Source organism: Flavicella sediminum, assembly GCF_006381105.1.
GTDB classification, from domain to species: domain Bacteria; phylum Bacteroidota; class Bacteroidia; order Flavobacteriales; family Flavobacteriaceae; genus Flavicella; species Flavicella sediminum.
In genome coordinates this window covers 222,817-236,642 of sequence record NZ_VDET01000002.1, presented here as the reverse complement: position 1 = coordinate 236,642, position 13,826 = coordinate 222,817, and the positions used below count along the sequence as shown (strand labels likewise).

The 13,826-nt window shown below is 33.6% G+C and carries 14 protein-coding genes; 8 read left to right on the top strand and 6 right to left on the bottom strand.

Features of this window, described 5'->3' with window-relative positions; genetic code table 11:
• Positions 1-2 precede the first annotated feature (2 nt).
• The 3 genes from FGM02_RS01935 (at position 3) to FGM02_RS01925 (ending at position 4,268) form a co-directional block, all read left to right on the top strand.
• Entirely contained in the window at positions 3-1,454 is a 1,452-nt protein-coding gene (locus FGM02_RS01935; RefSeq protein ID WP_139956401.1) for a sulfatase, read from the top strand.
• Between the two features lie 194 nt (positions 1,455-1,648).
• Positions 1,649-2,911, top strand: coding sequence for a leucine-rich repeat protein (locus FGM02_RS01930; protein ID WP_139956399.1), 1,263 nt, complete (start codon positions 1,649-1,651; stop codon positions 2,909-2,911).
• Between the two features lie 226 nt (positions 2,912-3,137).
• Positions 3,138-4,268 (top strand): leucine-rich repeat domain-containing protein, encoded by a 1,131-nt coding sequence (locus FGM02_RS01925; protein ID WP_139956397.1) that lies wholly within the window; start codon positions 3,138-3,140, stop codon positions 4,266-4,268.
• Between the two features lie 76 nt (positions 4,269-4,344).
• On the opposite strand, the gene FGM02_RS01920 is transcribed toward FGM02_RS01925, so the two are convergent.
• The 4 genes from FGM02_RS01920 to FGM02_RS01905 all read right to left on the bottom strand — a co-directional run bounded on the left by FGM02_RS01920 (position 4,345) and on the right by FGM02_RS01905 (position 6,455).
• The gene (locus FGM02_RS01920; protein ID WP_139956395.1) at positions 4,345-5,049 is read right to left on the bottom strand and encodes a DUF4369 domain-containing protein; all 705 of its coding nucleotides are present in this window, start codon (positions 5,047-5,049) and stop codon (positions 4,345-4,347) included.
• Positions 5,050-5,120: 71 nt separating this feature from the next.
• Entirely contained in the window at positions 5,121-5,930 is an 810-nt protein-coding gene (locus FGM02_RS01915) for an HAD family hydrolase (protein ID WP_139956393.1), read from the bottom strand.
• 1 nt (position 5,931) lies between these two features.
• Positions 5,932-6,096 carry a DUF4177 domain-containing protein gene (locus tag FGM02_RS01910; RefSeq protein WP_139956391.1) on the bottom strand — a complete coding sequence of 55 codons (165 nt, stop codon included), beginning with the start codon at positions 6,094-6,096 and terminating at the stop codon, positions 5,932-5,934.
• 53 nt (positions 6,097-6,149) lie between these two features.
• Complete coding sequence (locus FGM02_RS01905) at positions 6,150-6,455, bottom strand: DUF1456 family protein (protein WP_243739331.1); 306 nt, start codon at positions 6,453-6,455, stop codon at positions 6,150-6,152.
• Positions 6,456-6,461: 6 nt separating this feature from the next.
• Between FGM02_RS01905 and FGM02_RS01900 the strand changes: the two genes are divergently transcribed.
• Positions 6,462-7,139, top strand: a complete 678-nt coding sequence (locus tag FGM02_RS01900) for a M15 family metallopeptidase (RefSeq protein WP_139956387.1) — start codon at positions 6,462-6,464, stop codon at positions 7,137-7,139.
• A gap of 123 nt (positions 7,140-7,262) precedes the next feature.
• On the opposite strand, the gene FGM02_RS01895 is transcribed toward FGM02_RS01900, so the two are convergent.
• A complete protein-coding gene (locus FGM02_RS01895) occupies positions 7,263-8,369 on the bottom strand; it encodes a DNA alkylation repair protein (RefSeq protein ID WP_139956385.1) in 1,107 nt (368 codons plus the stop codon).
• Positions 8,370-8,375: 6 nt separating this feature from the next.
• Positions 8,376-9,518 carry an acyl-CoA dehydrogenase gene (locus FGM02_RS01890; RefSeq protein ID WP_139956383.1) on the bottom strand — a complete coding sequence of 381 codons (1,143 nt, stop codon included), beginning with the start codon at positions 9,516-9,518 and terminating at the stop codon, positions 8,376-8,378.
• A gap of 136 nt (positions 9,519-9,654) precedes the next feature.
• Here FGM02_RS01890 and FGM02_RS01885 point away from each other — a divergent pair, with 136 nt between their 5' ends.
• The 4 genes from FGM02_RS01885 to FGM02_RS01870 all read left to right on the top strand — a co-directional run bounded on the left by FGM02_RS01885 (position 9,655) and on the right by FGM02_RS01870 (position 13,822).
• Complete coding sequence (locus FGM02_RS01885) at positions 9,655-10,719, top strand: anhydro-N-acetylmuramic acid kinase (RefSeq protein WP_139956381.1); 1,065 nt, start codon at positions 9,655-9,657, stop codon at positions 10,717-10,719.
• Between the two features lie 263 nt (positions 10,720-10,982).
• Positions 10,983-12,476 carry a sodium/proton antiporter NhaB gene (nhaB, locus tag FGM02_RS01880; RefSeq protein WP_139956379.1) on the top strand — a complete coding sequence of 498 codons (1,494 nt, stop codon included), beginning with the start codon at positions 10,983-10,985 and terminating at the stop codon, positions 12,474-12,476.
• A gap of 211 nt (positions 12,477-12,687) precedes the next feature.
• Positions 12,688-13,377: a MotA/TolQ/ExbB proton channel family protein gene (locus FGM02_RS01875; protein ID WP_243739330.1), complete on the top strand. Its 690-nt coding sequence runs from the start codon at positions 12,688-12,690 to the stop codon at positions 13,375-13,377.
• A gap of 52 nt (positions 13,378-13,429) precedes the next feature.
• Positions 13,430-13,822, top strand: coding sequence for an ExbD/TolR family protein (locus tag FGM02_RS01870; protein WP_139956377.1), 393 nt, complete (start codon positions 13,430-13,432; stop codon positions 13,820-13,822).
• The last annotated feature ends 4 nt before the right edge of the window (positions 13,823-13,826 follow it).

The following is a 13,826-nucleotide window of genomic DNA, read 5'->3' as shown; positions in this document are numbered from 1 at the left end:
TATTGAAATTGACAGCGCCCAAAGTTATTCTTCTATTATGGAGTATTAGCTTGCTACTTTCTTGCAAAGAAGCTAAAATTAAAAAAACGACAATTCAAAATAAGCCCAATATTGTATTGATAAATATTGATGATTTAGGATGGAAAGATCTTGGATTTATGGGGAGTAGCTATTATGAAACTCCGAATATTGATGCGTTGGCAAAACAAGGAATGGTGTTTACAAATGCATATGCGGGCGCTGCCAATTGTGCACCGAGTAGAGCTTGTTTAATTTCGGGTTTAAACACCCCTAAACACGGAGTGTTTACAGTAAGCCCTTCTGATAGAGGAAATCCGAAAACCAGAAAATTGATTCCTATAAAAAACACACAACATCTTAGTAACAAGGTGTACACTTTACCTAAAATGTTAAAATCGGCAGGTTATATAACGGCTAATTTTGGAAAATGGCATGTAGGAGATAATCCTTTGAAGCAAGGAATTGATGTTAATGTAGGAGGAAGTAGCAAAGGAAATCCAGGAAAAGGAGGTTATTTTTCACCCTATAAAATAGATTTTATCAAGGACGGTCCGAAAGGAGAATATTTAACGGATCGATTAACCGATGAAGCTATTTCATTTGTAGAAAAAAATAAGGACACGACTTTTTTTGTGTATTTGCCTTATTATGCGGTGCATACACCCTTAATGGGGAAAGAATATTTGGTAGAAAAATTTCAAAATAAAAAAGGAATTAAGGGGCAAAATAATGCTAAATATGCGGCTATGGTAGCTTCTATGGATGAGAATATTGGTAAGTTGCTAACGGCTTTAAGAGAAAAAGGTTTGGAGAAAAATACCTTGGTGTTATTTACATCTGATAACGGTGGTATTCATGTTATATCTAATCAAGCTCCATTAAGAGCAGGGAAAGGGTCTTATTATGAAGGAGGAATTCGCGTTCCGTTAATTATAAAATGGCCCAGCCAAATTCAAGCAAATACAATTTCAAATCAAAATGTTTCTAATTTAGATTTGTTTCCAACGCTTCAGACGATTGCTGCTCCACAAAAGAAAGCCGCTGTTTTAGACGGGGTGAATCTTATGCCTGTTTTTAAAGGGAAACCTATAGAAAGAGATTTATTTTTTCATTTTCCTATTTATTTACAAGCGTACAAAAAAGGAAAAGATGAAAGCAAAGATGCCTTGTTTAGAACTCGACCTGGTTCTGTAGTTATTTCGGGAGCTTGGAAATTGCATCACTATTATGAATATAATGAGTTGGAACTGTATGATTTATTGAACGACGAAGGAGAGCAGCACAATTTGTCAGCAACTAATCCTGAAAAGGCTAAAGAACTTTTTGCCAAATTACAGACTTGGCGCGTTGAAAATAAGGCACCTGAACCTACTGAGAAAAATGAGTTTTATTCATCTGAATTTGAAAACCAGGAACTTTTTAAATTTCAGTAGTTTTTGTATTGGTTGATTTGTGTTTTTATTATTCTTTTCCAAGAATAAAACACGGTAAGTAGTTTAATTAGATAAAAGTTTGTGAATCGCAACATTTTAACACCTTATTTGCTACAATTACCCCCAATAAGAACCTTGAATTTTAAATAGTTTAGCAGCATTAAAACCAATCACTAACTATTTAAATTTTAAGAATGATGAAAAAACCACTACTTTTAATTATTGCCTTGTTAGCAATAACATTTACAAATGCTCAAACTATTGGAGCTACATTTACAGATGTAAATGGCTATGAATATGAAGTTACCTCTGCCAGTCCTAATGAAGTTAAAGTTATAGGATATACAGCTACTGATTTAGATATTCCTGCTTCAATAAATGATGGTACTTACGACTACGATATAACTTTACTTCCTTCTGGAGTTTTTAAAGCAGACTTAACAATTACCTCTATAACAAGTACGGCAGAGGCTGCTATTGCGTTACAAGCTTTTAATGGTTGTACAAATCTTGTAACGGTAAACCTTCCAAATGCCATTTCAATTGGTAATAGTGCTTTTTTAAATTGTTCTAAATTAGAAACTGCAAACATTGCAAGTGTTACAGGCTCTCTTGGTAATAGTACGTTTAAAGGATGTCCTGTGTTGGCGGATATTAATGCAAGTAGCGCAACCTCAACAGGTAATAATACTTTTCAAAATAGTGGTCCATTTACAACAACAGACTTTAGTAGTTTAACTACACTTGGATCTCAGTCTTTTAGAAATGCTTCGATGACATCAATAAGTTTACCTGCGCTGACAGATCTTGGCGATGCAGATGCGCATGTCGGTTTGGTATTTTGGCAGTGCTCAAATCTTGAAACGATTAGCATGCCTGTTGTTGAAAGTATTGCTGTAGGTGCTTTTAATAGTTGTACATCGCTTACTTCAATTACTTTACCTTCAACAGTAGCTGTACTTGATCAAACTAACTATAATATGTTTAAAGGCTGTACTAGTTTGACTAATGTTACGATAGAATATAATACAACGATACCATTATCATACAATCCAGCTTTTGTAGGTGGAGATGCAGCCGCTAATTCCTCTATTTTTGATGATATTACACTATCAGGTGTTACCTTAACAATACCTGCTGCTGCTACGTCTTCTGATTATAGCACAGGAGATGTTTGGAAAGACTTTGGAACTCTTGTTGTAGAGGCTGCATTGAGTATAGACGCTGTCGAAGAATCAGGAATTAGTGCATACCCTAACCCGGTGGTGAATACTTTAAATATAGTTTCTGAAGAGGTTGTTTCCGTAGATGTTTATACTATTTCAGGAGCGAATATTGGGCACCAAGAAATTGTAGGTTCAGTAGATATGAGCAACTTAACAACAGGTATTTATTTTGTAAAATGTAACGATGTTAATGGGGCGACTATTTCAACAATTAAAGTTGTTAAAAAATAACAAAGAATAAGTAATGAAAAAAAGGAGTGCTTAAGCGCTCCTTTTTTTTATGTCAAAATTTTCAGCCATTTATAGACAAAGGATAGTGAGTTTTTGTTGATAATTAGCTAGTTGTAAGTATTTGCAACATTTAAGCCCGAGTTGTGAAACAAAAGAATGCAAGCCATTTGTACTGTTTAAAATAAATTAGCAATAAGCTTTATTATTAACTTAATCCTATTTTAAAATGAAACAAACATTACTTTTATTCATCACATTATTAACAACCACACTGATAAATGCGCAGCTTGTAGCTGGCGAAACTTTTAGTGATGCTTCTTTTAACTTTGTCGTTACGACAGCCGCTGATCCTGGATCTCCAAATATAGTTTCGCTGACTGGGCCTTTTGACGCTGGTGCTGTACCTACTTCTTTGGTAATTCCTGCTACGGTAACTGAAGGTGGTGTAGAATATGCTATCAAATTAATTTCTAGTCAAGCATTTAAAGGAACTAGTATTACATCAGTAGTTGTTAATGGAGATACGGAACCAGGGCATCAATCATTTATGGATTGTGGGAGTCTTGCTAGTATTAGTTTTCCTAATTCATCAGGTTCTGTTGGTGCGCATGCATTTAGAAATTGTTCTGCATTAACAGCTGTTAATATGCCTAATATTCGTTTAATTGGTGTGCAATCTTTTAGAAACTGTACATCTCTTACAAGTATAGATCTACCTAGCGCAACAGCTATTGGGCCTAGAGCTACTGAAGGATTGTCTTTTTGGCAGTGTACCAATCTTCAAACAATAAGTATGCCTGCTATGGATTCAATTTCTGTAGGTGCGTTTAATACTACCGGACTGACGTCTATTACACTTCCTGCTTCTATCACAAAGCTGAATGAAACAAATCACAATATGTTTAGAAATATTTCAACTTTAACGGAAGTGATTGTTGAAAGTGAAACGCCTTTAGTTCTTACTTATAGTAGTCCAGGAGATGCAACGTCATCAATTTTTAATACGGTAGCAGCAGGTGCTACTTTAACAGTTCCTCATGGTACACTTTCTGCTTATCAAACTGCAGATGTTTGGAAAGATTTCGGTGCTTTTGTAGAAGCAGCGCCAACCGCAGCAATTAATTCTATTACGAATGAATCTTTTGATGCCTATCCAAATCCAGTTGTAGATAATTTGAACTTTTCAACGGATGCTATTTCTTCTGTAGATATTTATAATATATCTGGAGTTCTTGTGGGGCATAAAGAAGCTTTTGGTTCTGTAGATATGAGCGACTTAGCAACAGGAGTTTACTTTGTGAAGTGTAATAATAAAAATGGTTATGCTATTTCAACAATACGAGTAGTAAAAAAATAAAGTAGTTACGATCAAAAAAAAGGCTATCTAAAATTAATTTTAGATAGCCTTTTTTTCGTTTTTAATTTTCCGGAATTTATTCTTTTTCTGAAGCTTTTATTTTTTCTATATAAGAATTCAATTCTTTCCCGTATCTCGATTTTTTAATTTCTTCACTTAAGGATTTATTAATGGTATCTAGCAATTTAATATTGGCATTGGCTAGTTTTGTCAAAGCCAAATAAGGAGCTACTTCACTATCTGCATTGTTGATGGCAAAATTAGTTGTGTACAAATAATTCCTTCTAATTAAATTATTAGATTTTTGAAGTACAGCTGCTAATTTTTCTTGATCTTGTGCTTTTTGAGCTTCGAAATTTTCTTTGATCAAATCTAAATTTTGATTTTTAAATTTGGCAGCGATTTCATTATAGTTGTCTAAAATTTCTTGATTTTTTGAGCCAGAAATTTTAGCGCTATGTACAAATTTATTTAAAGAAGTGTTGATGGTAATACTTCCTTTTTCACCAAAAAAGGGAATGGTTTTTTCTGCTTCTCTATCTAAAGAAAGAAAATAAACTTCTGCACTTTCAACGCTGGTTGAAAATTGAAATTTTCCGGTTCCTTCAACAGGCAAAGAATCTACAACAGATAAAACACCTTCCTTGATTTTTTCAAGATAAATGGTTCCTTTTTTAAGATAAGTTATTTCCCCTTGAACAAGCATTTGATTTTTAGCTTCTTTTGCACAAGAAAATAAAAGACTGCTAATAAAAAGTACGAATAGGAATTGTTTTGTCATGGTAGGTATGGTTTTTAGTAAGTAACGATTTTTTTGTGAAAAATCAATTCTTACAAATTGGTAATAAAGGCTTATAAATGTTTGGAAATGGCTTTTGCTACGCCATCATTATGGTTTGTGTCTGTAATATCATTGGCGATTTTTAAAACTTCTTCTTTTGCATTTTTTACAGCCACACCCATTTGAACAGCTTCTAACATTTCAATATCATTGTAATTGTCTCCAAAGGCAATACAGTTTTCCAAAGTGAAACTAGGATAGCTGTTTTTTAATAATGTCTTGATTCCTGTTAGTTTTGAAATCGATTTGTGTGCTATTTCAATATATGTATCCTTAGATCGGTACAAATGCAAGTCGTTACTATGATTGGCGGTTAGGGTATCAAATAGTTCATCTAAATACTCCTTGTCGCCCATACACATTACTTTATGTGCGCCTTTTTGTTGCGCCGACCAATCTGCAAGCACATCTTCAATGGCTTTTATAGTAGGAGTAACTTTGGTGTTGTTTTCTTCTCTTTTCGCCCAAAAATCTAGTTCTTCCACATACCAATCATTGTTGTTATACAAGCTGATATGAAAATTTCTTTTGCCATTTAAATCGGCAATAATTTGTACAAGGTCAACTGGAATTTCCGTGGTATGAATGCTTTTTCCATCTACCAAAACCAAACCGCCATTGTAACAAATAATTGGCGTATTGCTAATATTTAAATCTTCTTGTATGTGATACATCGCACTTGGCATTCTTGAAGAAATTAAGACAAAAGGAATTTGCTTGTTCGTAATTCTTTGTACTTCTTCTTTCAGTGCTTTGGAAGGAACTCTTTCTTTGCTCAATAAAGTACCGTCAATATCGGTAAAGGCAATTTTTAAGGCCATATTATTCTTCTTTTTCTCTTTCTAAAACAGCTTTTACAATTCCTCTATGCACAAAAGTATTGACAACCGTCCAACCTGTTTTGGCATAGCTATTTAATAATTCTTCAAAGTCTGCATCTTTTTTTATAGGCGTGCTTTTTTGTTTTATGAATTTGTACTCTTTCATGTTTTTATTGTTTTTAGGGAATTAATATTTTTAAGAAACTGTTACCTTAGTTCTTATTGCTTTTTAGGAGCTCCTTTGGCAGGCATTGGTCCACGTTTGTGAATTACCAAACCATTTAAAAAATTACGTAAAAATTGATCTTTACATTCTACATATTTCGGATGGTCTTCATTTCTGTACAAAGCGTTTATTTCGCTTTTAGAAACTTTAAAATCTACCAAACTCATAATGTGCACGATGTCAGTGTCCTTTAGTTGCAAGGCAACACGTAACTTTTTTAAAATATCATTGTTAGTCATAAATGTCTTTTTATCTTTACAAAGATAGGTATTTACTTTTGTTGAATTTATGATTGGCATTGATTTATGAAGAAGTGGTTTTTTAGGGTTACTTGCTGTTTTTGGTTGACAACTATTTTTGGTCAAAATGTAGAACGACCTGCAGATTTTAAAAGTGTTGCAGAAGAAATTCCGTCCATTGTTTTAGATATTCGCTACCAGGGTGCTCATAATTTTGTGGGAAGACCAATAGAAGGGTATGAAAAACCTATTGCATATTTAAGTAACCAGGCAATGGAACAATTACATAAAGTACAGCAAACTTTACAAGAATTGGGAATGGGCTTGAAACTATACGATGCTTACCGACCACAAAGAGCGGTTGATTATTTTGTGAAGTGGGCCACTATGGAAAGTGATACTTTGATGAAACAAGAGTTTTACCCAAATGTTCAAAAGAAAAATTTATTTAAATTGGGGTATATAGCTCGTAAATCTGGTCATAGTAGAGGTAGTAGTTTGGACTTGACAATTATTGAGTTGAGTTCAGGGAAAGAGCTAGATATGGGCAGTCCTTATGATTTGTTTGATAAAATAGCATGGCCTGATGCTGCGGCGATTTCTGAAAAACAAAAAGCGAATAGAATGCTGCTTAGAGAAGTAATGTTAGAAAATAATTTTAAATCCTACCAATATGAATGGTGGCATTTTACTTTACATAATGAGCCTTACCCAAATACGTATTTTGATTTTTTGGTGGAGTGAGTTATTTGAAGGTCTTTTGTTACATTTAGTGGAGTCAAAAGGTAAGTATGTTACTGTCGACGATCGTAATAAACGAGGTTTCGACTCCGCTCGACCTGACAATTTTGAAACTATTTTACTAGTTTATTCAGCCAGTTCAAAATCCAAAGTTTCTAATTCTACACCATTTACAACCAGACTTATAGAATGAGTTCCAGGATAATATTTTCGAGTAGTTATAATTTTGAAAGAATGTTTTTTAAGGTAATCCAATGTTGTTTTTGCGGCAATTTCTCTTTCTGAAATTTTAAATATTTTTTTTGAAGGCTTTCCATTGGCTAATAAAAAATGAACAAAATATTCCAATCTTATTTTTTGAGCTTTGCTATTTTTATTTTGAAGCGAAAATGAAAATTCTGCCGCATTCCCAATTTGAACTGTTTTAGTAAGGAATTGAAAGTTGGTGACTTTAAAATTATCAAAATCTCCATAACCAAATAAAGCCAAGGCTTGCGTATTTCCTTGTTTTAATAAAGTCCGGGCAGCATGTTTTACCAGCCAGTTTCTTTCTTCAGAAAAACCGTTCCAAGACTTCAGTAATTTTAAAATAGCTTCTGGATGGTCTTTAGAAATATCATTGATATTGTTTGCAACACTTCTTCTTACATATAAGGAAGGATCGTCTTTTAAAGTTTCTAAAATTGGATAAATCGAACTTGCATCTTTTTTTAAAGGAGCCAAGCCCATGCCCCAAGGCAATCTTGGTCTGCAACCTTCACTGGCCAATCTTCTAACCGAAGCATGTGGATGTGTACTCCATTTATACAACTGTTCAAAAGTTTGTTCTGGGTATTTTAATAGAAAAGGTCTGATCGCAAATTCGCAAGTGGCCAGCACGGTAATTTTTTCAATGGCTTGTAAAGATTCTTTAAAGTGTTCAAGTCCATACACTTCAACATAATCGGCTAAAATTAAATATTCAAAAGTATCTTGTTTGTTTTGATTGATGCGAATATCTTCAGCTAGGCCAACAATGCATGTAAGGTTTTTAGGGATTTCAGAACCTAGTTGCTCATGCAAAGCAAAAGCAATATGTTTAATTCTAGGTTTCAATTCTAAATTTTTCCAGTTGCTATCGAAAACCGTAGCTAGAAATTTTTCCTGATTGAAATTAGCGATGTGTTTTTTGCAAACTTCAGAAAAAGGTGCAACAAAATGTTGGTTGAAATAATTTTTTAAAGGTTCTGCCATGCTTGCTTAATCTTTTAAAATAGCTCTTGAAATAACAATTTTTTGAATTTCAGAAGTTCCTTCATAAATCTGCGTAATTTTTGCATCGCGCATCATTCGTTCTACATGGTATTCTTTTACAAAACCATAACCTCCATGAATTTGAACGGCTTCAACCGTAATTCTCATGGCAGCATCGGCACAAAATAATTTTGCTTTAGAACTTGATAAATCGTAATTTTTTCCTTGGTCTTTTTCCCAAGCCGATTTAAAACACAGCAATCTAGAAATTTCGATTTCCGTTGCCATATCCGCTAATTTAAAAGCGATGGCTTGGTGTTTGGCAATTTCTTTCCCAAAAGATTTTCGTTGTTGGCTATAGGCTAAAGAAAGTTCATAAGCGCCAGAAGAAATTCCTAAGGCTTGTGCCGCAATTCCTATTCTTCCTCCTGATAAAGTTTCCATAGCAAAGCGAAAACCAAAACCTTCTTCTCCAATTCTGTTTTCTACAGGGACTTTTACATCGGTAAATAATAAGGAGTGTGTGTCGGAACCTCTAATTCCTAATTTGTTTTCTTTTTTTCCGACAACAAAACCTGGCATGTCCTTATCAACTATAAAAACATTAATTCCTTTGTGTTTTTTTGAAAGATCACTTTGGGCAATTACTAAATAGACACTAGCGTTACCTCCATTTGTAATCCAGTTTTTAACACCGTTTAAAACATAGTGATCTCCATTTTTTATGGCGGTTGTTTTTTGCGAAGTTGCATCACTTCCTGCATCTGGTTCACTCAAACAAAAAGCACCTAAAATTTCTCCGGTGGCAAGCCGAGTTAAATATTTTTGTTTTTGTGCTTCACTTCCGTATTTCTCAAGTCCCCAGCAAACCAATGAATTATTGGCAGACATGGCAACACCGGCTGAAGCATCTACTTTAGAAATTTCTTCCATAGCCAATACATAAGAAATTGTATCCATTCCGGCACCATTGTATTTCGGATCGACCATCATGCCCAAAAAACCAAGCTGTCCCATCTTTTTAATCTGTTCGTGCGGAAAAGTTTGGGTTTCATCACGATCTATAACACCCGGTAGCAATTCTGTTTGTGCAAATTCTCTTGCGGCATCACGAATCATGATGTGTTCTTCGGAAAGTTCGAAATTCATATATGTGTATTAAAAATTAAAGAATTTAAATATAATTTTTTTTTAATGGAATTGGGATAAATATTAGTTTAGAATTTAAAAGTGTCAATAGTAATGATAGATGCTTATTTTTGAGTTTTCTAAGAAATGATAAATTATGGGGAAAACATATTTTGTAATTGGTTTGATGTCGGGGACTTCTTTAGATGGTGTGGATTTGGTGTTTGCCGAAATTTCTGTAGCTAAAGAGTATACCTATACTATAAAGAAAACAGAAACCTTTGCGTACCCAAAAGAGTGGAGTGAAAAATTAAAGTACGCTTTTGAGCAGTCGGAAACAGAACTAAAAGCGTTAGACAAAGAATATGGTAAGTATTTGGGGAATTTGGTACTTTCATTTGTAACAGAAAATAAAATAGCTAAAGTCGATTTTATAGCGTCTCACGGGCATACCATTTTTCATAAACCCAATGAAGGTTATACCTTACAAATAGGTTGTGGCGAAGAGATTTCAAAAATAAACAATACCAAAGTGGTTTATGATTTTAGGTCGCAGGATGTGGCTTTGGGCGGACAAGGAGCTCCTTTGGTTCCTGTAGGCGATAAGTTGCTGTTTTCTGAATTTGAATTTTGTTTGAATATTGGTGGCTTTGCCAATGTTTCTTTTGAAGAAAATGGTTTGCGGAAAGCCTTTGATATTTGTCCGGTAAATATTGTCATGAATTATTTTACAAGAACCATTGGTTTGGAATATGATGATAAAGGAAAGTTGGCTTCTGAAGGAAATGTGCATGAAGAATTATTGCAGCAATTAAATGCGGATCCTTTTTATGAGTTGCCAATTCCCAAATCTTTAGGTTTTGAATTTGTGCAAGAAAAAGTATTGCCGCTGATTCATTTGTATCCGATTTCTCTAAAAGATGTTTTACGGACTTTTGTAGAACATGTCGCAATAAAAATTTCAGAAGTGTTGAGTACAAAAAAGAAGGCAAAGACTTTGGTAACAGGTGGCGGAGCTTATAATACTTTTTTAATAGGCAGAATTCAAGAATTGACCGAAACAGAGATTGTTATTCCTTCAAAAGAATTAGTAGAATTTAAAGAAGCTTTGTTGTTTGCTTTGTTAGGTGTTTTAAAAATAGAAGGAAAAACCAACTGTTTAAAAAGTGTCACGGGGGCTAGTCATGACCATTCTAGTGGTGTGGTAGTTGCTATTTCTTAAAGGACTTATACGGTGTAAAAATGCCGAAAAGGAGCTTTTATAGGCGGGTGAAATTATTTTCGAATCGTTTTATTTTTTTTAGAAAAGCGTTAAAATAAGATTTCTATAAAATGAGGTATGCTAATTTTAGAATAGTGAATTTTAGCGGTGAATTATGGAGTTTATATTACGAAAAGCATTTCGTAAAGAAAATATATGCGATTGTGCAGTTTTTAGTTCAAAATTGCTAGTTTAGTGGCACGAAAAATTTAAAATTTAGAATTATGTTTAAGTACTTTTTAGGAAACAGTCCTAAGTGGTTTAAAACCACAATGATTTTGTTTTTAGTAATGAATACAGTGCTTTATTTTGTGTTGCCAATGGCAATAGATGCGCATTTAGCACATACCATAGTTTCATGGATGTTTATTGGTGAATTTATTTTCACTTTAGCCATGGCCTTAAAATGTTATCCACTACAATCGGGTGGTTTGTTAGCTATTCAAATTATAGCTTTAGGATTAACAAGTCCAAAAAATGCTTATCATGAAGTAGATCAAAACTTAGAGGTAGTATTGTTATTGGTATTTATGGTTGCAGGTATTTATTTTATGAAGCCATTATTGATGTTTATCTTCAGTAAAATCTTCACAAAAATAAAATCTAAAATAGTATTGTCATTATTATTTGTGTTTTTGTCAGCAGTTCTTTCCGCTTTCTTAGATGCTTTAACGGTAACAGCTGTATTAATTAGTGTTGCTGTTGGTTTTTACGGGGTGTATCACAAAATTCATTCTAGTGCAGAAGATTATAACAAAGATGGTGTTTTAGATAAAGACGATTTAAGTGGAGAAAATCTTGAGCAATTCAGAAGTTTCTTACGTAGTTTAATCATGCATGGAGTAGTAGGTACTGCTTTGGGTGGTGTTTGTACTTTGGTGGGTGAACCTCAAAACTTATTGATAGGTGAAAGATTAGGGTGGGATTTTATTGAGTTTTTTGTGCAAATGGCGCCTATAACAATACCGGTTTTGGTTTGTGGTTTGTTAACAACGGTAATTTTAGAAGCGACAGGAACCTTTGGTTTTGGAGCGAAAAGACCAGCTATTGTAAATCAAATTCTTGAAGCTTATACTGCAGAAGAAGATGCAAAAAGAACAGATAAAGAAAAATATGCTTTAAGAGTTCAAGGATTAGCAGCTGTTTTGTTAATTGCAGGTTTGGCATTGCATATTGCTCCTGTTGGTTTTATCGGATTAGCATTGATCATCTTTCAAACAGCTTTTATCGGAATTATTGACGAGCATGCTTTAGGTCATGCTTTTGAGGAAGCTTTGCCTTTTACAGGTTTATTGGTGGTCTTTTTTGTTGTAGTAGCTATGATCCACGATCAACATTTGTTTTCTCCTATTATTGATTGGGCTTTACATCAAAGTCCAGAATCTCAGCCAGGGTTGTTTTATTTAGCAAACGGAGCTTTATCTGCAATTTCTGACAATGTTTTTGTGGCAACGGTTTATATTGGTGAAGTACAACAAGCCTTTTTAGACGGGACAATTACAAGAGAACACTTTGAGAAATTAGCAATTGCAATTAATACAGGAACAAATCTACCGAGTGTTGCTACGCCAAACGGACAAGCAGCTTTCTTATTCCTATTAACCTCTGCATTGGCACCGTTAATTAATTTATCTTACGGTAAAATGGTGAAAATGGCTTTGCCGTATACAATTGTATTAGGAGGAGTTGGGTATATTATGGTACGTTTATTGTTATAGTATTTAAGGATACATAAATTATAAAAGAGCTATCTAAATCAGGTAGCTCTTTTTTTTGTTAATTTTTTCCGGAGCTTTATTTTTTTAGAAAAAATATCAAATAAAAACAATTAACTATTCGTAATTTCGTTTCATTAAAAATCAGGTATGCATTTAAACTTGAAAGGCTAGGGCTAAAGTTTGTTGCGTACTACTAAAAATTATTCTTTATATGTTATCAATGTTCCAAACTGAAGTAGCAGATGCTGCAATGGCTATTTCTGAAGAAAAAACATTATCAATTTACAAATTGATTATGGAAGGAGGTATCGGTGGACAAATTATTATAGCCATTCTTTTGGTCTTGTTGGCGGTGTCTCTTTATATTTATTTTGAACGTTTTTTTGCTATCAAAGCAGCAAGTAAAGTCGATAAAGATTTTATGAATCAAATTAAAGATTATGTAGCCAATGGAAATATTGAAGCGGCAAAAAATTTGTGTGCTTCTATTGATACTCCTGTGGCAAATTTAATTGGAACCGGAATTTCAAGAATAGGAAAACCTTTGGATGATATCAATACAGCTATTGAGAATTCAGGGAAATTGGAGATTTATAAATTAGAAACCAATGTAAGTGTGGTGGCAACTATTGCTGGGGCGGCACCTATGATTGGGTTTTTAGGAACGGTAATAGGAATGATTATTTCTATTCACGAAATTGCAAATGCTGGAGGTCAGATAGATATTAAATTATTAGCAGATGGCTTGTATACAGCAATGACAACTACTGTTGGTGGTTTAATTGTTGGAATTATATCATACATCTCTTACAATCACTTGGTGGTAAAAACAGATAAGATTGTGTACCAAATGGAAGCAAAATCTGTTGAGTTTTTAGATTTATTGAATGAGCCTGTTTAGGAGGAATTCATTCATGAAAAAAGAGGCTTGGTTCAATAAATAAAATATCAAAATGAATATTAGAGGAAGAAATAAAGTAGATCCAAATTTCAATATGTCGTCCATGACAGATATTGTTTTTTTATTGTTGATATTTTTTATGTTGACATCTACTTTGGTTACCGTAAATGCCATTGACGTTTTATTGCCTAAAGCTGGTGGTAAAACAGAAAGTAAAGCAAGTATTGCCGTTTCTATTACAAAAGATTCAAAATTTTATATTGAAGGAGAGCTTGTTGAAAAATCGCAATTAGAAAGTGTGGTTATCAAAAAGTTTTCTGGTGGTGAAGCAAAAACGTTGGTTATTCGAGGAGATGAAAATGTGCCTTATAAAAATATTATGCATGTCATAGATATTGCCAATAAGAATAAAATAAAAATGATTTTGGCTGTAAAAGGAATGTAGGCGT